The sequence below is a fragment of the Dorea longicatena genome (assembly GCF_025150085.1).
GTDB lineage: Bacteria > Bacillota > Clostridia > Lachnospirales > Lachnospiraceae > Dorea_A > Dorea_A longicatena.
On record NZ_CP102280.1, the window covers coordinates 862,944 to 887,130 of the forward strand.

The following is a 24,187-nucleotide window of genomic DNA, read 5'->3' on the forward strand; positions in this document are numbered from 1 at the left end:
ATAAAAAAGAACAAAAGATATGAAGTATGGCAAGAGCCGGCTTCATATCTTTTTTCTTTTCAATTATATTTGTCTGGTATATAATAGGCAGGATAAGATTATTCTGGAGGAGATATAACATGAAAGGAAGATTGTTCGGAGTCGGAGTTGGTCCAGGTGATCCGGAACTTATGACGTATAAGGCTGTTCGTACGATAGAAAAATGTCCGGTAATAGCAGTGCCTGCGAAGGGCAGGGAACATGCGGTCAGTTACAGAATTGCGGCAGGAATGGTAGATAATATGGAAGAAAAAGAATATCTGGATCTAGATACGCCGATGACAAAGGACAGACAGATTCTGAATCAGAATTATGAGAAAGCTGCCAAAAGGATCATAGAGGAACTGGAAAAGGGAAAAGATGTAGCATATCTGACATTGGGAGATCCAACGATTTATTCGACTTATATGTATATTCAACGTATTATAAAGGAAAAAGGATATGAAACATCAATTATAAACGGGATTCCATCATTTTGCGCAGCTGCATCAAAACTGAATGAAAGTCTGGCAGACAGAGCAGATGAGCTTCATGTGATTCCATCCAGCTATGATATAAGGAACGCATTGAGATATCCGGGAACGAAGATCCTGATGAAGTCTGCTTCCAGATTAGCGGAGGTAAGGGAAATCCTGGAAGAAAAAAATGTGGATGTAAAGATGATAGAAAATTGTGGGATGGCAGACGAACAGATATATGAACGGTTGGAAGATATACCAGAGCATGCCAGCTATTATTCGCTTCTGATTGTAAAAGAATCTGTGTAACATTCATAAGCAACGGGTAAGAAAATAGTAAAAGAAAATGTACAGGTGACATATATGGAAAATTTTAATATACAGGAAGAACTGAAGAAGCTGCCGGGAAAACCAGGTGTATATCTTATGCACGATGAAAAAGATGCGATCATTTATGTCGGAAAAGCAATCAGTCTTAAAAACCGTGTCCGACAGTATTTTCAGAGCAGCAGGAATAAGGGAGCCAAGATAGAACAGATGGTGACACATATTTCCAGGTTCGAATATATTGTGACGGATTCCGAGCTGGAAGCGCTTGTTCTGGAATGTAATCTGATTAAAGAACACAGACCAAAATACAATACGATGCTGATGGATGATAAAACGTATCCATTTATAAAAGTAACTGTAAATGAACCTTTCCCGCGTGTAATGATGGCAAGGCGGATGAAGAAAGATAAGGCAAAATATTTTGGTCCGTATACCAGTACCGGTGCAGTAAAAGATACCATTGAACTGATACGAAAGCTTTATCATATTCGAAGCTGCAATCGTTCACTCCCAAAAGATATCGGAAAAGAACGTCCGTGTCTCAATTATCATATCCATCAGTGTTATGCGCCGTGTCAGGGCTACATTTCCAGAGAAGAGTACAGGAAATCTATTGATGAAGTAGTAAGATTCCTGAATGGAAATTATGATCCGATATTAAAAGAACTGGAAGAAAAGATGCTGGATGCATCCGAAAATCTGGAATTCGAGAAAGCAATAGAATACAGGGAACTTCTTGCAAGCGTTCAGAAGATCGCTCAGAAACAGAAGATTACAGATACAGCGGGGGACGACAGGGATATTATTGCAATGGCTTCGGAAGGTGAGGACGCGGTTGTACAAGTCTTCTTTATCCGGGGAGGAAGGTTGATCGGACGGGATCATTTTTATCTGAAGATTGCGGAAAATGATACAAAAAGCGAAATCCTGTCAAGCTTTATCAAGCAATTTTATGCAGGAACACCGTATATCCCGGCCGAGTTAATGTTGCCGGAAGAGATTGAAGACCAGGAGATTATAGAGGAGTGGCTGACGACCAGAAGGGAACATAAAGTACGGCTTCGTATACCGAAGAAAGGGACAAAAGAAAAGCTGGTAGAGCTGGCGCAGAAGAATGCACAGATGGTATTAAAGAATGACAAAGAACGTCTGAAGCGTGAAGAAGGAAGAACGATCGGAGCGGTGAAGGAACTGGAAAAAATACTGGGACTTACCGGAATTATACGTATGGAGGCTTATGATATCTCTAATACAAACGGATTTGATTCGGTTGGTTCTATGGTCGTTTATGAGCATGGAAAGCCAAAGCGTAATGATTATCGCAAATTTAAGATAAAAAGTGTACAGGGACCGGATGACTACGCAAGTATGAATGAGGTGTTGACCCGAAGATTCGAGCATGGATTAAGGGAACGACAGGATGAAAGTGAGACAGGCGGATTTCAGGCATTCCCGGATCTGATCATGATGGACGGAGGCCGGGGACAGGTGAATATTGCATTGGAGGTCCTGGAGAAGCTGAATCAGCACATTCCTGTGTGTGGAATGGTAAAAGACGATAATCACAGAACCAGAGGATTGTATTTCAATAATGTAGAATTACCGATTGACCGTAATTCGGAATGTTTTCGCCTGATCACCAGAATACAGGATGAGGCGCATCGGTTCGCAATCACATTCCACAGACAGTTAAGAAGTAAAGGACAGGTACATTCGATACTGGATGATATTCCGGGAGTGGGACCTGCAAGAAGAAAAGACCTGATGCGGAGCTTTGAAAATATTGAAGCAATCCGGAATGCAACAGTGGATGATCTGAAAGAGCTGCCGTCCATGAATGAAAAATCTGCGCAGGAAGTGTATAAATTTTTTCACCAGGATACTTAAGTATGGTATAATAGGGCTATCAGATTTTTAATACGTGTGAGGTAAAAGAATATGGCGAATAAAGTAAAATTAAAAACACTCGTTGAAAAAATGAATCTCAAAAATCTTACACCGGATGTAGATCTTTCCGAAAAAGAAGTTGAGATACCAGACATTAACAGACCGGCTTTGCAGCTTACCGGATTCTTTGAACATTTTGATTCCGAACGTGTGCAGATCATAGGATATGTGGAGTACACATTCCTGGAGAAGATGACAGATGAAGTTAAGAAAAAAAAGATTTATGAAACACTGCTTTCTTACAAGATTCCATGTCTGATCTTCTGCAGAAACCTTCCGCCGGAGGCAATGCTTCTTGAAATGGCAGAAAAGGCTAATATTCCAGTGTTCCAGACAGAGAAGAAGACATCAGAATTTACAGCAGAGATTATCCGCTGGCTGAATGTAGAACTTGCGCCATGCATTTCTATCCATGGTGTGCTGGTTGATGTATATGGTGTCGGAGTACTGATCATGGGAGAAAGCGGAATCGGTAAAAGTGAGGCGGCTCTGGAGCTGATCAAACGTGGACACCGTCTTGTCAGTGATGATGTAGTTGAAATCCGCAGAGTCAGTGATGAGACACTTGTAGGAACGGCACCGGATATTACGAGACATTTTATCGAACTGCGAGGTATCGGTATCGTAGACGTCAAGGCTCTGTTTGGTGTATTAAGTGTCAGAGAGACACAGAATATTGATCTTGTTATCACTCTGGAAGAGTGGAATAAGAATAAAGAATACGACCGCCTCGGTCTCGAAGAAGAATATACAGAATTCCTTGGTAACAAAGTGGTTTGCCATCATCTGCCAATTCGTCCTGGACGTAATCTTGCAATCATTGTTGAGACGGCAGCAGTTAACCACAGACAGAAACAGATGGGATATAATGCAGCTCAGGAACTGTACAAACGTGTTCAGCAGAATTTAATAAAGAAATAGGAGAAATACAGAAAATGAAATATTGCTTTGGAGTAGATATTGGGGGAACAACTGTAAAATTAGGTTTGTTTACAACCGAAGGAGAGATTGTAGATAAATGGGAGATTAAGACACGCACAGAGAATCAGGGTGAAGCCGTTCTTCCGGATATTGCCGCTGCTTTGAATGAAAAGTTAGAGGAAAAGCAGATTCCGAAAGATGAAGTGGAAGGAATCGGAGTCGGAGTTCCTGCACCGGTAGATTCAGAAGGAGTTGTTCAGAATACAGCAAACCTTGGCTGGGGATATAAAGAAGTAAAAAGAGAGATGGAAGAACTTTCCGGTATGAAAGCAGAGATAGGGAATGATGCCAATGTAGCTGCACTTGGAGAGATGTGGCTGGGTGCAGGAAAGGGCCGCAAAAATATTATTATGGTCACACTTGGAACCGGAGTCGGCGGTGGAATTATTATTGATGGTAAACCATTGGTAGGAGCACATGGTGCAGGTGGTGAGATCGGACATCTTTGTGTGAATTATGAAGAGACAGATCACTGCGGCTGCGGCAACACAGGATGCCTGGAGCAGTATGCATCTGCAACAGGTATTACAAGACTTGCCAATATTCGTCTGGCTAAGGATGATAAAGCGTCTGTATTAAGAGGACAGGAAGTCAGCGCCAAGACCGTATTTGATGCTGTTAAGGCAGACGATGAAGTGGCAAAAGAGATTGCAGAGGAATTTGGAAAATATCTTGGACATGCGATGGCTAATCTTGCAGCTGTTGCAGATCCTTCAGCAATTGTAATTGGAGGAGGCGTTTCGAAAGCAGGAGAAGTACTTCTTCAGTATGTTGAAAAGAATTTTAAGGAAAAAGCATTCTTTGCGAACAAAGATACGGAATTTGTTCTTGCTACATTAGGAAATGATGCCGGTATCTGTGGAGCTGCGAAACTGATTCTTTAGAGCTTTTAGAGCGTTATACATCCTTTTGGATGTCAGGTATAATAAAAACTGCGGAAACATTTTGTTCCCGCAGTTTTTTTATTGTCATGCATTTGGAAGGAGCTGCCAGTGGCAGGTCCTGTAGATACCTTTCTGTAGATATCATAGGTTTGTACAGTATGGTTACTGAGAAGTATCTCCGTCGGTAGAGCCACCTGTATTACCACCGGTAGAACCACCACCTGTATTACCACCGGTAGAACCACCACCTGTATTACCACCGGTAGAACCACCACCTGTATTACCGCCGGTAGAGCCACCTGTATTACCGCCGGTAGAACCACCTGTGTTACCACCGGTATTATCACTGGTAGTGCCTGTATTATTGTTATAACTGTTTCCTGTATTGTTTGAATAAGAAGAAGCATCTTTAGTTGTATCATTGTCTTCTGTAGAAGACTTATACTTTCTTCCAGAAGAGTATCCGTGACCGGAACATGTTTCGGATGGAAGCGTGTCTTTGGCAAAATATTCTGTAATAGAAGGGCATCCGTTGGTTGCAAGCTTTCCGGTAATAGTACATATACTCTTTTTCTCAACAGAGGTCGGAACCTTAAAATCTTTACTTTCCAGATTCTCGTGAATACGACTCATAATACCTTTCCAGAGTCTGAAGCGGAAACTTGTGTCATAATCACATTCTTTATTGTCGTCATAACCGCCCCATACAGCACATGTATAATATGGTGTAAATCCACAGAACCATAAGTCTTTATTGGATGTTGTGGTACCTGTCTTTCCGGCTACCGGCATATTCGGAAGCTGGCATGCTGTACCTGTTCCGGAATTGACAACATCTTCCATTGCACTGGTAAGAAGATAAGCTGTGCTGTCTTTGATAACTGTATGAGATTCGCCTGTTCCGTCAAGAAGAACGTTGCCATCGTGGTCTACAACTTTACTATATAAAGTTGGTTTGTTATAGACGCCGCCGTTAGCGATAGAGGCATAAGCAGCACACATTTCATAGTTATAGACACCTTCTGTGATTCCACCAAGTGCGAGCGTCTGTGAAGTGCTGTCATCAAAGACCTTGCCGTTGATTGTTTTGTCTTTTACCAGAGTACTGATACCGAATTTTTCACAGTATTCATAGCCTAATTCCTGAGTGATTTCATCGCTTAACTTTACGGCAACTACGTTGATGGATTTTTTGATACCATTTCTGAGCGTTGTTGTACCGCCGTACTGTTTGTTGGCATTCCGCAAAACATTTCCATTCTTTAAGGTATATGGTTCATCATCAATTGTTGTTGCGAGTGTCTTATCACAGGAATCTAATGCCGGTGCATAAGCTGCAAGGATCTTAAAAGTAGAACCAGGCTGTCTCTTGGAACCCTGATAAGCTCTGTTCAGTCCAAGACTGGAAGCTTTTTCTCCACGGCCGCCGACCATTGCTTTGATCTGTCCGGTCTTCTGATCCATGATTGTGATAGAAGACTGTGGCTGAGGGGTAATGGTAATACGTTCATCATAGGTATCACCCTCCTGGGCAATCGTGGATTTCCATTCTGCCACCATTGCTTTTGCGGCATCTTCACTGGAGTAGAGAAGTCCCTGAGCATTTCCGTAAGTTTTTTCTACATAATTTTTAATATTATTACTTCCATAGTTTTCAACCGATCCATCAGCACGGGTTACCGTCAGCGCATAATCAAGACCATACTCTTTCAGACCAGGATAGTTGGCATCATTATTAGCTTCTTCATCACAGATTTTCTGCATTTCCTGATTTTGTGTAGAGTAGATACTGAGACCGCCGCTGTAAACGGCATTGTAAGCCTGTGTATCAGTGTAGCCAAGCTGATCTTTCAGATCCTGGATTACCTGCTGTGCAAGTGCATCAACAAAGTAACTGTATGCATTATCAGCTTGGGAAGAAGCGCTGGTTGCCTGGATTCTTGCATAGACATCATCGGACATCGCTTTATCATACTGCTTCTGGCTGATATAGCCTTGCTCCAGCATATTCTTTAATACTTTATTACGTCTGATCTTGTTATTCTCGGGACGTGTAACTGGATCATAATCTGTCGGATTCTGTGTGATTCCGGCAATTACCGCACATTCAGATAATGTCAGATCGGAAACATCTTTACCAAAATAACGTTGAGAAGCAGACTGTACACCCAGACAATTCTGTCCAAGGTTGATTGTGTTGAGATAACTTTCCATAATCTCATTTTTATTCATCTGCTTTTCAATCTGTACTGCAAGATACTGTTCCTGAATTTTACGTTGTAATTTATCATAGAAATTTTTCTCTTTTGTAAAGTTCGGGAATACATTGTTCTTGATCAGCTGCTGAGTCAGAGTACTGGCACCTTCAGAAAAACCGCCCCGGGCAATACCCACTACCGCAGCACGGGCAATACCCTGAAGATCTATACCGTTATGCTTATAAAAACGCTCATCCTCGATTGCAACAAAAGCATGTTGAAGATTTTTCGGTATCTCATCAATAGACTTGTATACTCGATTGGAACCAGAAGATACAAAACGTTCAATCTCAGTGCTTCCGTCATCAGCATAAACGAAAGTAGTAAATCCTTTCGGTTTAACGTCAGAAGTGGAAACATGCGGAGTGTCATCAATAATCTTTTTTATAAAAAGACCGCCGCCGGCCATTCCGACTACTGCAGCAAGTACGATACAGATCAGCAGTGCCTTGAACAAACGGACAACGATGCGTTTCCCCTGCATTGTAGATTTGGACGTTATTTTTTTCTGCCTTTTCGCAGCTTTTTTCTTTCCATAGTTCATGCGTTTAAGCCTCCTTTATACCAAGTTATTATAGCAAATGTACACTCTTTTATAAAGAAAAAAATGAAAACTTCATATTTGAGTAGGAAAATCTTAAGAAATTAGGTATTATATTATGTATAAAGTTGTAAATTATACGAAAGGATGACAATATGTTACCAGAATACAGAACTATTTATCGGGGTGGAGAAGATGAGATTGTAGAAAAAAAGTCACGATTTATTGCGACTGTGGTACCGGTAAATACAGAGGAAGAAGCACTTGAATTTGTAGAGAAGACAAGAAAAAAATACTGGGATGCAAGACATAACTGTTTTGCATATATAATAGGGGAGAGAGGACAGCTTCAAAGATGCAGTGATGACGGCGAACCAAACGGTACAGCCGGCAAACCGATGCTAGATGTATTGCTTGGAAATGAACTGAGGAATGTGGCTGTTGTGGTGACCCGGTATTTCGGAGGAACCCTTCTTGGAACCGGTGGACTGGTCAGAGCATATTCGGGAGCCGTGAAAGCGGGACTTGATGCCTCGGTGGTCATTACGAAAATTTTAGGAGTGAAACTTCATATAGAAACAGACTATACGACATTTGGAAAGATTCAGTATATTCTGGCGCAGAGAGAGCTGAAGATATTAGATACTGTCTATACGGATAAAGTAGAACTGGAAGTACTGATTCCAAAAACGGATGTGGATCAGGTTATGCATGCAATTACTGAGGGGACAAATGCGCAGGCAGAGATGACAGCAGGTGAAGAATGTTATTATGCAGAGATTGATGGGGTGCCGACAATTTTGGAAGAAAATATAATATAAAAATAATATACAAAAGCCGTACACGATATCTCATGAAAGGAGCTGTTCTTTAGGAGATATTGCGTACGGCTTTTGTTATTGCCATATTTTTATAAGATTATGAGTTGCGATTTAAGAAAATTCAGGCTCGATCAAACCAAATGTTCCGTTTTTACGTCTGTATACTACATTCACTTCATCTGATTCTGCATTACAGAAAACATAGAAATCATGTCCGAGAAGCTCCATCTGAACACATGCATCTTCCGGATACATAGGTTTAAATCCGAATTTTTTGGTACGTACGATTTTAATCTCGCCGTCATCTTCAATATTATCTTCGGCGTCAAAGAATTCCTGTTTGAAGTTACCGCCTTCCTGTTCACGTGCTACCAGTTTATTTTTATATTTACGAAGTTGACGTTCGATGACTTCTTCTACAAGATCAATCGATACATACATATCAGAACTTTCCTGTTCGGAACGAACCAGACCACCCTTTACAGGAATTGTTACTTCAATTTTCTGATGTCCTTTCTGTACACTTAAGGTTACGTGAATCTCTGTATTCGGAGTAAAGTACCTTCCTAACTTTCCTAACTTGCTTTCTACGGCCTCTCTTAAGCCTGGTGTTACATCGATGTTCTTTCCAATAATAATAAATTTCATGATGCCCAACTCCTTTGCGACATAATTTCAAATAATTGCACGTTATACAATCATCAAATAAATGAATTATAATCTGACAATTGTTACTCGAACCGGCAATCTATCTGATATGTGTAGTATAACATGTTTGGCCGCTAATGTATAGCACGAATTACCTGAATTCTTGAAATTTTTCCATCATGAAGTTTGGCAACCCGCAGACCGCAATCGTGGAAGTAATAACATGCACCAACACGGGGCGTGATATTCTGTTCTTCGAGATGCCGCAGCAGTACATTGGAAAGGGTATCATCTGCTTCATGCGGAATGTTCACGCTGAGAATCTTGTTGACAACTTTAGCCTTGGTTGAAGCACGGAATACCGTTTCGTCTGCTATGTCGAATTCGGAGAATAAGAATTTTCTGGTTGCAAATAAGACTGCGATGGAACAGACGCCGATCAGACTGCTGTAGATGGAAGTGTGGTCCATAATGATGTGTCTTGCAATCGCAAAAAGCAGAACCTCAAATACGGTACTCGGAGAGTGCGAATACATCATACGGATCAATTCGACACCGATGATCAGATTAAAACAAACCTCGAGAAGATCATCGTAATTCGGATAGGTGTTCAGATTCGGAATATACTGAAGTGAACATACCATACGAAGGCAAAGCAGTATGATACCGATCGCAAGCATAAATGCAATCACATATTCCAGAATTGCGGCCACCTGTTTGAGAAGGTGAGAAATCAGTTCTTTCATTCGTGGATTCCTTTCTTTTATATAGATTTTCGCTGTAATTCCAGTATAAGTGAAAAAAAGATATTTGCCAATATCCCAAAGAAAGATATCATATCAAAATGAAGAACAATGGAGAAGGAAAATTTTTAGTAATGTGTGCTGCAGATGAGAACAAAAAAGCGGCAGAAAATAAAATATATAAATTGTCAGGTTTTCGTGAACAAAAACTGTTTTATATATTTTATTTTCTGCCGCTTTCGTGCGGTCAGTTATAACCGTAAATGTTTATTCATTAGCGATTTACACGTTTTCTCATCTTAGGATCCAGAATCTTCTTACGAATACGGAGTGATTCCGGAGTAACCTCCAGAAGTTCATCTGTATCGATGAAGTCGATTGCCTGCTCCAGACTGAGGACTGTCGGAGGTGTCAGACGAAGTGCATCATCTGCGCTGGAAGAACGAGTATTGGTAAGATGCTTGGTCTTACATACATTTACTTCGATATCATCTGTTTTTGCATTTTCACCGATGACCATACCGGAATAAACTTTTTCACCGGCACCGATGAAGAGTGTTCCACGCTCCTGAGCACTGTACAGACCATAAGTTACAGACTCACCGGTCTCGTATGCAATCAGAGATCCCTGTTTACGATACTGGATATCTCCCTTATATGGAGCGTATCCGTCGAATGCAGTGTTCATGATACCATTTCCCTTTGTGTCTGTCAGGAAATCACCACGGTAACCGATCAGACCACGGGATGGGATACGGAACTCAAGACGTGTATATCCACCATTGGCAGCACCCATTGTCTGTAATTCACCTTTTCTCTGGCTCAGTTTATCAATAACGACACCAGTGTATTCATCAGGTACATCAATGTAAGCAATCTCCATTGGCTCAAGAAGTTTACCATTCTCGTCTTTGTGATACAGAACCTCAGCTTTGCTGACTGCGAATTCATATCCTTCACGTCTCATATTCTCAATTAGAACGGAAAGGTGAAGTTCACCACGTCCGGATACTTTGAATGCGTCCATGTTTTCGGTATCTTCAACACGAAGGCTGACATCTGTGTTCAGTTCGCGCATCAGACGATCACGTAAGTGACGGGAAGTTACATATTTTCCTTCCTGTCCGGCAAACGGACTGTCATTTACAACGAAATCCATAGAGATTGTTGGTTCAGAAATCTTCTGGAACGGAATTGGTGTCGGATTTTCAGGTGAGCAGAGTGTATCACCGATGGAAATGTCAGAGATACCTGAAATTGCCACGATTGCACCGATAGATGCTTCTTTTACTTCTACTTTCTGCAGACCGTCAAATTCATATAATTTACTGATCTTAACTTTCTTCTGTTTGTCAGGATCATGATGGTTGACAACAACCATGTCCTGGTTAACTGCGATTGTACCGTTATCTACTTTACCAACACCGATACGTCCAACGTATTCATTATAGTCAATCGTACTGATCAGAACCTGAGTCGGAGCTTCCGGATCTCCTTCTGGTGCAGGAATATAATCCAGAATGGTCTCAAACAGAGGCTTCATGTCTTTCATTTCATCCGAAATCTCAAGTGCAGCCACACCATTCTTAGCGGATGCGTATACGAATGGGCAGTCTAACTGTTCGTCAGAAGCACCAAGGTCGATGAGAAGTTCGAGAACTTCATCGATCACTTCTTCGGCTCTTGCTTCCGGACGGTCGATCTTGTTGATACATACGATGACTGGAAGCTTTAATTCCATAGCTTTGCGGAGTACGAATTTGGTCTGCGGCATAGCTCCCTCGAACGCATCAACGACGAGGATAACACCGTTAACCATCTTAAGGACACGTTCTACTTCTCCACCGAAGTCAGCATGTCCCGGAGTATCTATAATATTGATCTTTACACCGTTGTAGGTGACGGCAGTATTCTTGGAGAGGATTGTGATTCCACGTTCTCTTTCGATATCGTTAGAGTCCATGACACGTTCTGCTACTTCCTGATTCTCACGGAATACACCGCTTTGCTTTAATAATTCATCTACTAATGTTGTCTTACCATGGTCAACATGGGCGATAATCGCGATATTACGTACATCTTCACGTTTTGTCTTCATTACGAATCTTCCTTTTCTCTACCTATTATTATCTGCAACCACATTAGTTTATCACATTTTTTAAAATTTACAAGTATTTAGTTCTAAAATACTGATTTGATTCATAGACTTTGTAATGACTCAAAATACGATTCAGAGGAAGGGAGATTACAAAATTATGTCAGATAAGATGATTGAGAACAACCAGGTAACCGTTATGGGAGAAATCGTGACACCATTTTCATTCAGCCATGAAGTATTTGGAGAAGGCTTCTATATGGTAGAGGTGGATGTGAAGCGGCTCAGCAATTCCAAAGACAGGATCCCACTCATGATCTCGGAGCGTCTGATTGATGTTACGAAAGATTACACGGGAGAATTCATTATGGTAAACGGACAGTTCAGGTCCTACAACCGGCATGAAGAAATGAAAAACCGTCTGATTTTATCCGTATTTGTCAGGGAAATTACATTTGTGGAAGAAGAACTTGACGGTGCAAAGACGAATCAGATTTTTCTGGATGGTTATATCTGCAAACAGCCTGTTTACCGTAAGACACCGCTTGGCAGAGAGATTGCAGATCTATTGCTGGCAGTGAACCGGCCATATGGAAAGTCTGATTACATTCCATGTATCTGCTGGGGAAGGAATGCCAGATTTGCCTCTGCTTTTGAGGTTGGAGAACATGTGCAGGTAATGGGAAGAATTCAGAGCCGTGAATATATGAAAAAAATTACAGAAACGGAATCACAGAAAAGGGTTGCATATGAAGTGTCGGTCAGTAAACTGGAATGTATGGATGAATAAGGGATGGTAAAAGTTTAGATAAGGGTTCGGATTGACATCATATTTAATTGATGATAGAATTTCATTAGATTATATGAAAGTCAGGAGGATCACTATGGCTATTTTTACAGGAGCCGGCGTGGCAATTGTCACACCATTTAATGAAGATGGAAGTATTAATTATGATAGACTTGATGAATTGATTGAGTTTCATTGTGAGCATAAAACAGACAGCATTGTAATCTGCGGTACAACAGGAGAATCTGCTACCATGACAGAAGAAGAGCATATGCAGTGTGTAAAATTCACAATTGACCGTGTTAACAAGAGAGTTCCGGTTATTGCAGGAACAGGTTCTAATTGTACACGTACTGCTATCGATATGTCGAAGGAAGCTTCAGAATATGGGGCAGATGGTTTACTTTTGGTTACACCTTATTATAATAAAGCAACTCAGAATGGACTGATCGGACATTTCAGTGCAGTGGCAAAAGAAGTAACAGCACCAATCATTATGTATAGTGTTGCAAGCAGAACGGGATGCAATATCGAACCTGCAACAGCAGCAAAACTGGTGAAAGAAGTAGATAATATCGTTGGTATAAAGGAAGCATCAGGAAATATTTCGCAGGTTGCAAAGATCATGAACCTGACAGACGGTAACATTGATGTATATTCAGGAAATGACGACCAGATCGTGCCGGTATTATCTCTCGGTGGAAAAGGTGTGATCTCAGTACTGTCAAACGTTGCTCCGGATGAAGCACATGATATCTGTGAGAAGTATTTTAACGGAGATGTGAAGGGAAGTGCAGCACTTCAGCTGAAAGCACTGCCGCTGATCGAGCAGTTATTCTGCGAAGTAAACCCGATTCCGGTTAAGAAAGCAATGCAGCTGATGGGAGTTGACTGCGGACCACTTCGTATGCCGCTTACAGAGATATCCCCTGAACATGAGAAGAACCTTGCACAGGCAATGAAAGATTTCGGTATTCAGTTAGCATAATAAGAAAAAGAGAAGGATATCATACATCGCCATGCGTTTGTAAGAAACTGCCAACGGCAGGCTTTCACAGATGCATTACATATATGGTATCCTTTGTTTTTATAACAAAGTATACAAAAGGAGGATAAGAATATGGTAAAAGCAATCATGCATGGCTGTAACGGACACATGGGTCGTGTCATTACAGATATAATCAAGAACACAGAAGGGATCGAACTGGTAGCCGGAGTTGATAAATATACCAAAGTACCAAATGACTATCCGGTATTTGAAAGCATCGGTGCATGTGACGTGGAGGCCGATGTGATCATTGATTTTTCAAATGCGGCAGCAGCAGATGAACTGCTTGACTATTGTGTTGAAAAACAGGTGCCGGTCGTACTTTGTACTACGGGACTTTCCGAAGAACAGCTGGAAAAGGTAGAAGAATCAGCAAAGAAAGTAGCAGTATTAAAATCTGCCAATATGTCACTTGGCATCAATCTGCTTATGAAGATCCTTAAGGATGCGACAAAAGTACTTTCTCCGGCAGGATATGATATTGAGCTGGTAGAGAAGCATCATAACCAGAAACTGGATGCGCCGAGTGGTACTGCACTTGCTCTGGCAGATTCAATTAATGAAGCGGCGGATAATCAGTATCATTATGTATATGACAGAAGTCAGGTGCGTCAGAAACGTGATCAGAAAGAGATTGGCATTTCGGCAGTACGTGGTGGAACAATCGTAGGAGACCACGAAGTGATCTTTGCAGGTCAGGATGAAGTGATTGAATTCAAACATACAGCATATTCTAAGGCCGTATTTGGAAAAGGCGCCGTAGAAGCAGCAAAATTCCTGGCTGGGAAACCGGCCGGCAGATATGATATGTCTGACGTGATCCAATTATAAATCGTTATGAACAGCAGAATATACAGGGAGACCGGGAGGTAATTATGAGACAATTAGAGGAACGTTATCTGGAAAGACTTTCTCAACTGTATCCGACCATCGCCAAAGCTTCCACAGAAATCATTAATTTACAGGCGATACTGAATCTGCCAAAGGGCACAGAGCATTTTCTGACAGACATTCATGGGGAATATGAGGCATTTGCGCATGTTCTGAAGAATGGCTCTGGTTCAGTACGCCGTAAAATTGATGATGTATTCGGGAATACTATGAGTAGCAGGGATAAACAGACCCTTGCTACTCTTATTTATTATCCGAAAGAGAAGATGGACCGGATTAAGAAAACGGAGAAGAATATGGAGGACTGGTATAAGATTACGTTGTACCGCTTGATTGAGGTGTGTAAAAGAACAGCAAGTAAATATACCAGATCTAAAGTAAGAAAAGCACTTCCTCCGGATTTTGCTTATGTGATCGAGGAACTGATCACAGAGAAAAATGATATGACGGATAAAGAATCGTATTATAATGCAATTGTCAGTACGATTATAAGAATTGGACGGGCAGAGAAATTCATTATAGCTATGAGTGAACTGATTCAACGTCTGACGGTTGATCATCTGCATATTGTCGGAGACATCTATGACAGAGGTCCTGGACCACATATTATTATGGATGAGCTTATGGCGTACCATTCGGTTGATATTCAATGGGGAAATCATGATGTTTTGTGGATGGGAGCTGCAGCAGGGCAGAGAGGCTGCATTGCCAATGTGATCCGTATCTGTGCAAGATATGGCAACCTGGATATCCTGGAAGAAGGATATGGGATTAACCTGCTTCCGCTGGCTACATTTGCCATGAATACATATAAAGATGATCCGTGTGAGTGCTTTAAATTAAAAGGCAATCCGGATTACAATGCAACAGAAATGTTGATGGATGTAAAGATGCATAAAGCAATTTCTGTGATCCAGTTCAAAGTTGAGAGCCAGATTATAAAAAAGAATCCGGGATTTAAGCTGGAAAAGCGCAATTTATTGCATCATATTAATTATGAAAAAGGAACGATAGAGTTAGACGGAAAAGAATATAAATTGCTGGATAAAAATTTTCCGACGATCGATCCGAAAAAACCATATGCGCTGACGAAAGAAGAAGAGGATATTATGGAACGCCTGGAACGGGCGTTTGAAAACTGCGAAAAATTACAGCGTCATATGCATTTCCTTTTAAATAAAGGTGGATTATATAAAGTATATAACGGCAATCTTCTTTATCATGGCTGCGTACCGTTAAAAGAGGACGGTAATTTGAAAAGTGTAAGGATCTTTGGCCGGGCGTATAAGGGCAAAGGGCTTTATGAAGTACTTGAAAGTTACGTGAGAAAAGGATTCTATGCTATGGATCCTAAAGAAAAAGAACGTGGAAAAGATATCATGTGGTATATCTGGCTGAGTGAAAATTCTCCGTTGTTTGGAAAGGATAAGATGGCGACATTTGAACGCTATTTCCTGGCGGAGAAGGAAACTCATAAAGAGAAGAAAAATCCATACTACCTTTTACTGGAAGATGAAAAAGTAGTGGGAAAAATATTGAAAGAATTCGGACTTGAGAACGAAGATGCGCATATAATCAACGGTCATGTGCCGGTAAAGTGTAAAGATGGAGAAAATCCGGTGAAATGCGGTGGAAAAGTTCTGGTTATAGATGGCGGATTTTCGAAAGCTTATCAGAAAGAGACCGGAATCGCAGGTTATACACTGATCTATAATTCCTATGGATTGATTCTGGCGGCGCATAAGCCATTTGAGTCTACAGAAGCAGCGATCGAAAAGGAAAGTGATATTCATTCGGACAGCACGGTGGTAAAGAGAACGCTGGAACGGAAAAAAGTAGAAGATACAGATGTCGGAAAAGAGTTAAAAGAACAGATTTCGGATCTGGAAGTACTTCTGGCTGCATACAGAAGTGGTGTGATTGCTGAAAGAATGTAAAAATATACCAGCATTCTGATAAAGAAAAATTCGTATATATTTCTGGAAAATGCAGATATTACTGGTAACAAGTAATACTTGATCATAGATGAAGATATACGAAGGGAGATTATGAGAATGAAACAATGGAAGAAATTCATGCTGGTATTCATGTGCACGGGGATCATGATGGGGCTTACCGCCTGTGGAAATAATACAGATGATAATGCGGCGAATGATAACTCGGCGACAGAAGGTACAACCGGAACAGATGATACAGTAAAGGATGATGTGACAGACCGGAATAATGAAAATGATGGAGTTATGGATGAAATCGGAGATGATGTACAGGATGGTGTAGATGATATCGAAGATGATCTCGATCCGAATGACAGAAAAAATGAGACGGACCAGAATAATGACGGAACAACAGACCAGAACCGGGATAACACTAATAAAAACGATACGAAAAACGCAAAATAATAGATAGTATATAAGGATGTGGGGAAATGATAAGTAAAATCTCTGCATCCTTATTTTGTACAGTATATCTGTACTGGACGCTGATACTTTAGTGTGGTAAAATGTTTTGAAAAAAGAATATAATCAAGAATATAATAAGGAGAAAAGCATTTATGAAATTCAGACCATGCATCGACATACATAATGGAAAAGTAAAGCAGATTGTAGGGGGCAGCCTTCTTGATCAGGGAGATCAGGCGGTAGAAAACTTTGCGGCAGATCAGGAAGCAGATTATTTTGCAAATTTGTATAAAAAGGACGGCTTAAAGGGAGGACATGTAATTCTGTTGAATCCTTCAACTTCTGAATATTATCCGGAGACAAAGAGGCAGGCTTTGAAAGCACTGCAGACATATCAGGATGGATTGCAGATTGGAGGAGGAATTACGGCAGAAAATGCAGAGGAATATATGAAGGCCGGTGCAAGCCATGTAATTGTAACATCGTATGTATTTAAGAATGGAGAAATCTACTGGGATAATCTGCAAAATCTGTGTGATGCCGTCGGGAAAGAACATGTGGTTCTGGACTTAAGCTGCAGAAAAAAAGATGAAAAATATTATATTGTGACTGACCGGTGGCAGACATTTACGAATGTGGAGCTGAATACAGATATTTTGGAAAAACTGTCAGGATATTGTGACGAATTTCTGGTGCATGGTGTGGACGTTGAGGGAAAGGCGTCCGGAATTGAAGAAGAGCTGATAAAGATTCTGGAACAAGCCGAAATACCGGTGACATATGCCGGCGGGATTGGAAGTCTTGATGATCTGGAACGTATTCGGGAAATTGGTAATGGAAAGATTGATTTTACAATCGGAAGTGCGTTGGATCTTTTTGGCGGACAGATTCCGTATGATGTTATAAAAAATTATCGTTAGAGAAAATGGAAAGCTTCGTAAACAAAGTGTTAACACTTTATAAATCGGTTGAATTGAAATATAGATAGTGATAAAATGGGGAATAGAGTGGTCGTTTTGCGTCCATAATCAGGAATAAGGAGCACATAGCGAATGAATATTATACAGAAAATATTTGGAACTCACAGCCAGAATGAGTTGAAGAGAGTTTATCCGATTGCAGATGCAGTTATGGCACTGGATGAAGACATGCAGAAACTTTCGGATGAGGAATTAAAAGCAAAGACAAAAGAATTTAAAGAACGTCTGGAAAATGGCGAGACATTAGATGATATTCTCCCAGAGGCATATGCGGTAGTAAGAGAAGCAGCAAGCCGTGTACTTGGAATGAAGCACTACCGTGTACAGATCGTCGGTGGTATTATCCTGCATCAGGGACGTATCGCAGAGATGAGGACTGGTGAAGGTAAAACTTTAGTGGCAACACTTCCTTCGTACCTGAATGCGTTGGAGGGAAAAGGTGTACATGTTGTAACCGTCAATGATTATCTGGCCAAACGTGATGCGGAATGGATGGGACAGGTACATGAGTTCCTGGGCCTGACTGTTGGTGTGGTACTGAACAGCATGGATAATGATGAGAGACGTGCCGCATATGAGTGTGATATCACATACGTGACAAATAATGAACTTGGATTCGATTATCTGAGAGATAATATGGTGATCTATAAAGAACAGCTGGTTCAGAGGGGACTGAATTATGCTCTGATCGATGAGGTCGATTCAGTATTGATCGATGAGGCGAGAACTCCTCTTATCATTTCCGGACAGAGTGAGAAATCTACGAAACTTTATGAAGCATGCGATATACTTGCACGTCAGTTAGAGCGTGGTGAGGCAAGCGGCGAGTTTACCAAGATGAATGCCATCATGGGTGAAGATATTGAAGAGACGGGAGACTTTATTGTTAACGAGAAAGAGAAGAATATCAACCTTACCGAAGATGGTGTGAAAAAGGTAGAGAAGTTCTTCCATATTGAAAACCTTGCGGATTCTGAGAACCTGGAGATTCAGCACAATATTATCCTTGCTCTTCGAGCACATAATCTGATGTTCCGCGACAAAGATTATGTGGTAAAAGATGACGAGGTACTGATTGTAGATGAATTTACCGGACGTATTATGCCGGGACGTCGTTATTCAGACGGACTGCATCAGGCAATTGAGGCAAAAGAACACGTAAAGGTTAAGAGAGAAAGCAAGACTCTGGCGACTATCACATTCCAGAACCTGTTCAATAAATATGCGAAGAAGTCTGGTATGACAGGTACAGCCCTGACAGAAGAAAAAGAGTTCCGCGAGATTTACGGAATGGACGTTATCGAAATTCCGACAAATCTACCTGTTCAGCGTAAGGATCTTGAAGATGCGGTATATAAGACACAGAAAGAGAAGTTCAGAGCTGTATGTGACGCGATCGAAGAAGCACATGCAAAACATCAGCCAGTACTGGTCGGTACGATCACAATCGATAATTCCGAACTGTTAAGCGGTATGTTAAAACGCCGTGGTATCAAGCACAATGTATTGAATGCGAAGTTCCATGAACTCGAGGCTGAAATTGTTGCGCAGGCAGGTATTCATGATGCGGTAACGATCGCAACGAATATGGCAGGTCGTGGTACAGATATCAAACTGGACGATGAGGCAAGGGCAGCGGGTGGTCTTAAGATTATCGGAACCGAGCGTCATGAATCCAGACGTATCGACAATCAGCTGCGTGGACGTTCCGGACGTCAGGGAGATCCGGGAGAATCCAGATTCTATATTTCCCTGGAAGATGATCTGATGAGATTGTTCGGATCAGAGAGACTGATGAATGTCTTTAATGCACTTGGTGTGGAAGACGGCGAACAGATCGAGCATAAGATGCTTTCCAGTGCGATTGAAAAAGCACAGGAGAAGATAGAAAGCAACAACTTTGGAATTCGTAAAAACCTGCTGGAATATGACCAGGTAATGAACGAACAGAGAGAAATTATTTATGAAGAAAGACGTCATGTACTGGACGGAGACAACATGCGTGATTCTATCTTCCATATGATGAATGATTATATAGAGAATGTTGTAGACATGGTGGTCAGCCCGGATCAGGATTACGATGAGTGGAATCTGACAGAACTGAACCTGACGATCCGCAATACGATCCCGATGGAAATGATTACAGAAGAAGATGTCAAGGATATCAGTCAGAAAGAGCTGAAACATATGCTGAAAGAGCGCGCAGCCAAGGTTTACGAGGCAAAGGAATCAGAGTTCCCGGAACCGGAGCATATGCGTGAGATCGAGCGAGTAGTTCTTCTGAAAGTAATCGATGCAAAATGGATGGATCATATTGATGATATGGACCAGTTACGTCAGGGAATCGGTCTTCAGGCTTATGGACAGAGAGATCCAAAGGTTGAGTATAAGATGATCGGTTACGAGATGTTTGATGAGATGACAAGAAGTATCGAAGAAGATACAGTCCGAACGATCCTGCACGTTAAGCTGGAGCAGAAAGTAGAAAGAGAGCAGGTTGCCAAAGTAACCGGAACCAATAAGGATGATACGGGAGTGCGTGAGCCTAAGAAACGTGCAGAAAAGAAAGTATATCCGAACGATCCATGCCCGTGCGGAAGTGGAAAGAAATACAAACAGTGCTGCGGACGTAAGAACTAGATTTATTGAAATATAAGATATGAGAAGACGGCAGCCGGGGAAAGAACGGCTGCCGGATAATTGAGCATATAATTTCAAACAGAAAGAGGTGGTAATATGGTTGAATTAGATCAGTTCAAAACAATAATGAACGCTTATGAAGAACCTCTTGCCGAAATGAGGGATTCACTTTGACGTTGCAGGAAAAGAGCGGAGAATCGAAGAACTGGAACGCAAGATAGAGGAACCTGGGTTCTGGGATAATCCGGAAGAATCACAGGAACTGATGAAAGAGCTTAAGAATTTAAAAGAACTTGTAGAGACGATCCACGGTCTCTATACTTCTTATGAAGATATCAATCTCCTGATCGAGATGGGATATGAAGACGAAGATCCTGCAATGGTAAAAGAACTGGAGGAAGAAATTCATACATTTGAAAAGGTGTTTGAAAAGCTGAAGATCCAGACGTTACTGTCGGGAGAATATGATGCATGTAATGCAATCATGACCATTCATGCAGGAGCGGGAGGAACGGAATCCTGTGACTGGGCAGGCATGTTATACCGTATGTACTGCCGTTGGGCAGAGAGAAAAGGATTCTCGCTTCAGGTGCTGGATTTCCTGGATGGCGATATCGCAGGGATTAAGGCAGTTACTTTTGAGGTAAAAGGTGAGAATGCTTACGGATATCTGAAATCGGAAAAAGGAGTGCACAGGCTGGTACGTATTTCGCCGTTTAATTCTGCCGGTAAACGACAGACATCTTTTGCATCCTGTGATGTGCTCCCTGATCTGGAAGATGATATTGATATTGAAATTGATGAAGATGATCTGAAAATCGATACTTACCGTGCCAGCGGTGCGGGAGGCCAGCATGTTAATAAGACATCTTCGGCGATCCGAATTACACATCTGCCAACCGGAATCGTGGTGCAGTGCCAGAATGAAAGATCACAGCATCATAATAAAGAAAAGGCAATGCAGATGTTAAAGGCAAAACTGCAGCTTATGAAAGAGCAGGAACAGGCAGAAAAAGTATCGGATATCAGGGGTGAAGTAAAAGATATCGGATTTGGTAATCAGATCAGATCTTATGTTATGCAACCATATACACTGGTGAAAGATCACAGAACGAATGAAGAAAACAGCAATGTAAATGCCGTGATGGACGGGGATATTGATTCATTTATCAATGCATATCTGAAAAAAATCGCAAACGGCTAAAAGGAGGGAATATATGATCAATATAGCAGTAATGGGCTACGGAACAGTAGGTTCCGGAGTGGTAGAAGTGATTAATACCAACGGAGCGCGCATCAATCAGCGAATCGGTGATGAGCTGAACATTAAATATGTACTGGATATGAAGGATTTCCCGGGGGATCCGGTGCAGGAGAAAATCGTACATGATTTTGAGACGATTGTTTCGGATGAAGATGTACAGATTGTCGTAGAAGTAATGGGAGGAATCGAGCCGGCCTATACGTTTGTAAAACGCTGCCTTCAGGCTGGAAAAAGCGTGGCAACATCGAATAAAGCACTGGTTGCAAAGCATGGGGCTGAGCTTCTTTCTATAGCAGCGGAACATGATATTAATTTCTTATTTGAAGCAAGTGTCGGAGGCGGTATTCCAATTATCCGTCCGCTTAATTCTTCACTGACTGCAGATGAGATTGAAGAGATCACAGGTATTCTGAACGGAACTACCAATTATATGCTTTCCAAGATGTTTTATGAAGGTGCGGACTATGACACTGTATTAAAAGAGGCACAGGCGAACGGATATGCAGAGAGAAATCCGGAAGCAGATGTGGAAGGATATGATGCATGCAGAAAGATTGCAATCCTTTCTTCTCTGATCTCAGGACAGCAGGTTGATTTTGAAGATATTTACTGTGAAGGAATCACGAAGATTACCGTTGAAGATATGAAGTATGCAAAAGCAATGGGAACAACGATCAAGCTTCTGGCATCCAGCAGACGTTATGCGGGTAACAGATTGCATGCAATCGTGGCACCATGTATGTTATATCCGGAACATCCGCTTTATAATGTTAATGATGTGTTCAATGCTATTTTCGTTCATGGAAATGTATTAGGGGATGCGATGTTCTATGGAAGCGGAGCCGGAAAACTTCCAACTGCGAGTGCTGTAGTTGCGGATGTTGTAGATGAGGCAAAGCATCTGAACCGTAATATCATGACGATGTGGAAAGAAGAAAAGCTTCAACTGGAAGACAAGGCGGATTCCAAGAGAAGATTCTTTGTACGGATAAAAGGCAAGGAAGAGGAGCTGGTTCCGCAGCTGAAGGAATCATACGGAGAGATTGAAGTGGTAAAAGTACCGGAACTGGAAGGAGAATTTGGATTTGTAACTCCTGTTATGATGGAGGGAGATTATGAGACCAGATCAAAACTTTACAAAGAGCAGATCGTATATATGATCCGTATTCAGGATTAATCAGATTGGTCTGTCACAGGAGGAAACATGTTAATAGTAAAAAAGTTTGGCGGAAGTTCAGTCGCCAATAAAGAAAGAATATTCAATGTGGCAAAACGCTGTATTGAGGACTACAGAGCCGGACATGACGTAGTTGTTGTCCTTTCGGCAATGGGAGATACGACAGATGATCTGATCGCACTGGCGAATACGATCAATCCGAATGCTAAAAAAAGAGAGCTGGATATGCTGCTTACGACAGGTGAACAGGTATCAGTGTCTCTCATGGCTATGGCAATGCAGGCACTGGATGTGCCGGCAGTATCTTTGAATGCTTTTCAGGTTATGATGCATTCCACATCCCGTTATGGAAATGCCAGATTTAAAAGAGTAGACACAGAGCGTATCATGCATGAACTGGATTCGAGAAAGATCGTTATTGTAACAGGTTTTCAGGGTGTTAACAAATATGATGATATTACGACACTCGGACGAGGTGGTTCTGATACAACAGCTGTTGCGCTGGCAGCTGTGTTACATGCCGATAAATGTGAAATCTATACAGACGTAGACGGTGTGTTTACAGCAGATCCAAGAGTAGTAAAAACTGCAAAGAAACTGGATGCCGTTACATACGATGAGATGCTTGAGCTTGCGAGTCTTGGGGCAAAAGTTCTTCACAACCGTTCTGTGGAAATGGCGAAAAAATATAATGTGGAATTAGTGGTACGGTCAAGTTTGAACCGTTCAGAAGGCACCGTAGTCAAGGAGGGGGCAAATATGGAAAAATTACTGGTCACAGGTGTGGCTGCAGATAAGGATACTGTCAGAATATCTGTCATTGGATTAGAGGACAAACCAGGAACAGCATTTGCTGTATTCAATACACTGGCTGCTAATAATATTAATGTAGATATTATCCTGCAGTCTGTCGGAAGAGAAGGAACAAAGGACATTTCCTTTACCGTTGCATCGGATGATCTTGAACATGCAATTGAAGTGCTGAATGCAAATAAAGAAAGACTTACAATTCAGGATATTACCTGGAACAAAAAAGTTGCAAAACTTTCAATCGTAGGTGCGGGAATGATGAGCAATCCAGGAGTAGCTGCAAAAATGTTTGAATCATTATATAATTCCAGAGTGAATATTAATATGATTTCAACATCTGAAATCCGTATTACAGTACTGGTTCCGGAAGAAGATATTGAAAAAGCAATGAATGCGGTTCATGATGGATTTGGATTGGGAGCATAAGCATAAAGATATTATAAGTT

Annotated in this window: 20 protein-coding genes; 16 read left to right on the forward strand and 4 right to left on the reverse strand. The window is 41.4% G+C overall.

Features of this window, described 5'->3' with window-relative positions; genetic code table 11:
- The first annotated feature begins 119 nt into the window (after positions 1-119).
- Genes cobI through NQ508_RS04130 form a run of 4 tightly spaced genes read left to right on the forward strand, consistent with a single transcriptional unit; the run spans position 120 to position 4,639 of the window.
- Positions 120-806 (forward strand): precorrin-2 C(20)-methyltransferase, encoded by a 687-nt coding sequence (gene cobI, locus NQ508_RS04115; protein ID WP_006426240.1) that lies wholly within the window; start codon positions 120-122, stop codon positions 804-806.
- Positions 807-860: 54 nt separating this feature from the next.
- Positions 861-2,714, forward strand: a complete 1,854-nt coding sequence (gene uvrC / locus NQ508_RS04120; protein WP_006426239.1) for an excinuclease ABC subunit UvrC — start codon at positions 861-863, stop codon at positions 2,712-2,714.
- Positions 2,715-2,765: 51 nt separating this feature from the next.
- Positions 2,766-3,695: an HPr(Ser) kinase/phosphatase gene (gene hprK, locus NQ508_RS04125; RefSeq protein ID WP_006426238.1), complete on the forward strand. Its 930-nt coding sequence runs from the start codon at positions 2,766-2,768 to the stop codon at positions 3,693-3,695.
- 14 nt (positions 3,696-3,709) lie between these two features.
- Entirely contained in the window at positions 3,710-4,639 is a 930-nt protein-coding gene (locus NQ508_RS04130) for an ROK family glucokinase (RefSeq protein WP_006426237.1), read from the forward strand.
- 162 nt (positions 4,640-4,801) lie between these two features.
- On the opposite strand, the gene NQ508_RS04135 is transcribed toward NQ508_RS04130, so the two are convergent.
- Positions 4,802-7,441 (reverse strand): transglycosylase domain-containing protein, encoded by a 2,640-nt coding sequence (locus tag NQ508_RS04135; protein WP_006426236.1) that lies wholly within the window; start codon positions 7,439-7,441, stop codon positions 4,802-4,804.
- 152 nt (positions 7,442-7,593) lie between these two features.
- On the opposite strand from NQ508_RS04135, the gene NQ508_RS04140 reads away from it, so the two are divergent.
- Complete coding sequence (locus NQ508_RS04140; RefSeq protein ID WP_006426235.1) at positions 7,594-8,259, forward strand: YigZ family protein; 666 nt, start codon at positions 7,594-7,596, stop codon at positions 8,257-8,259.
- Between the two features lie 111 nt (positions 8,260-8,370).
- On the opposite strand, the gene hpf is transcribed toward NQ508_RS04140, so the two are convergent.
- A complete protein-coding gene (hpf, locus tag NQ508_RS04145; protein ID WP_006426234.1) occupies positions 8,371-8,907 on the reverse strand; it encodes a ribosome hibernation-promoting factor, HPF/YfiA family in 537 nt (178 codons plus the stop codon).
- 134 nt (positions 8,908-9,041) lie between these two features.
- A complete protein-coding gene (locus NQ508_RS04150; RefSeq protein WP_006426233.1) occupies positions 9,042-9,653 on the reverse strand; it encodes a hypothetical protein in 612 nt (203 codons plus the stop codon).
- Positions 9,654-9,751: 98 nt separating this feature from the next.
- On the opposite strand from NQ508_RS04150, the gene NQ508_RS04155 reads away from it, so the two are divergent.
- Positions 9,752-9,907 carry a hypothetical protein gene (locus tag NQ508_RS04155; RefSeq protein ID WP_006426232.1) on the forward strand — a complete coding sequence of 52 codons (156 nt, stop codon included), beginning with the start codon at positions 9,752-9,754 and terminating at the stop codon, positions 9,905-9,907.
- 17 nt (positions 9,908-9,924) lie between these two features.
- On the opposite strand, the gene typA is transcribed toward NQ508_RS04155, so the two are convergent.
- A complete protein-coding gene (gene typA, locus NQ508_RS04160) occupies positions 9,925-11,748 on the reverse strand; it encodes a translational GTPase TypA (RefSeq protein WP_006426231.1) in 1,824 nt (607 codons plus the stop codon).
- A gap of 157 nt (positions 11,749-11,905) precedes the next feature.
- Between typA and NQ508_RS04165 the strand changes: the two genes are divergently transcribed.
- From NQ508_RS04165 to NQ508_RS04210, 10 genes are all read left to right on the forward strand, one after another.
- On the forward strand, positions 11,906-12,535 hold the full coding sequence (locus tag NQ508_RS04165; RefSeq protein WP_022415037.1) for a single-stranded DNA-binding protein: 630 nt from the start codon (positions 11,906-11,908) through the stop codon (positions 12,533-12,535).
- Between the two features lie 94 nt (positions 12,536-12,629).
- Positions 12,630-13,520 carry a 4-hydroxy-tetrahydrodipicolinate synthase gene (gene dapA, locus NQ508_RS04170; RefSeq protein ID WP_044919380.1) on the forward strand — a complete coding sequence of 297 codons (891 nt, stop codon included), beginning with the start codon at positions 12,630-12,632 and terminating at the stop codon, positions 13,518-13,520.
- A 132-nt stretch (positions 13,521-13,652) separates the two neighbouring features.
- Complete coding sequence (gene dapB, locus NQ508_RS04175) at positions 13,653-14,411, forward strand: 4-hydroxy-tetrahydrodipicolinate reductase (RefSeq protein ID WP_006426228.1); 759 nt, start codon at positions 13,653-13,655, stop codon at positions 14,409-14,411.
- Positions 14,412-14,455: 44 nt separating this feature from the next.
- On the forward strand, positions 14,456-16,408 hold the full coding sequence (locus NQ508_RS04180) for a fructose-bisphosphatase class III (protein ID WP_006426227.1): 1,953 nt from the start codon (positions 14,456-14,458) through the stop codon (positions 16,406-16,408).
- A gap of 117 nt (positions 16,409-16,525) precedes the next feature.
- Positions 16,526-16,870, forward strand: coding sequence for a hypothetical protein (locus tag NQ508_RS04185; RefSeq protein WP_022415040.1), 345 nt, complete (start codon positions 16,526-16,528; stop codon positions 16,868-16,870).
- 152 nt (positions 16,871-17,022) lie between these two features.
- Positions 17,023-17,790 (forward strand): phosphoribosylformimino-5-aminoimidazole carboxamide ribotide isomerase, encoded by a 768-nt coding sequence (gene hisA, locus NQ508_RS04190; RefSeq protein WP_006426223.1) that lies wholly within the window; start codon positions 17,023-17,025, stop codon positions 17,788-17,790.
- 132 nt (positions 17,791-17,922) lie between these two features.
- Positions 17,923-20,490 (forward strand): preprotein translocase subunit SecA, encoded by a 2,568-nt coding sequence (gene secA / locus NQ508_RS04195; RefSeq protein ID WP_006426222.1) that lies wholly within the window; start codon positions 17,923-17,925, stop codon positions 20,488-20,490.
- A gap of 96 nt (positions 20,491-20,586) precedes the next feature.
- Positions 20,587-21,694, forward strand: a protein-coding gene (prfB, locus tag NQ508_RS04200) for a peptide chain release factor 2 (protein ID WP_130096660.1) whose coding sequence is annotated in 2 segments (ribosomal slippage) — positions 20,587-20,661 and positions 20,663-21,694 — 1,107 coding nt in all. Because the reading frame shifts where the segments join, the coding sequence is not laid out codon by codon here.
- Positions 21,695-21,707: 13 nt separating this feature from the next.
- Positions 21,708-22,931, forward strand: a complete 1,224-nt coding sequence (locus NQ508_RS04205; RefSeq protein ID WP_006426220.1) for a homoserine dehydrogenase — start codon at positions 21,708-21,710, stop codon at positions 22,929-22,931.
- Positions 22,932-22,958: 27 nt separating this feature from the next.
- Positions 22,959-24,167, forward strand: a complete 1,209-nt coding sequence (locus tag NQ508_RS04210) for an aspartate kinase (RefSeq protein WP_006426219.1) — start codon at positions 22,959-22,961, stop codon at positions 24,165-24,167.
- Positions 24,168-24,187: the final 20 nt, after the last annotated feature.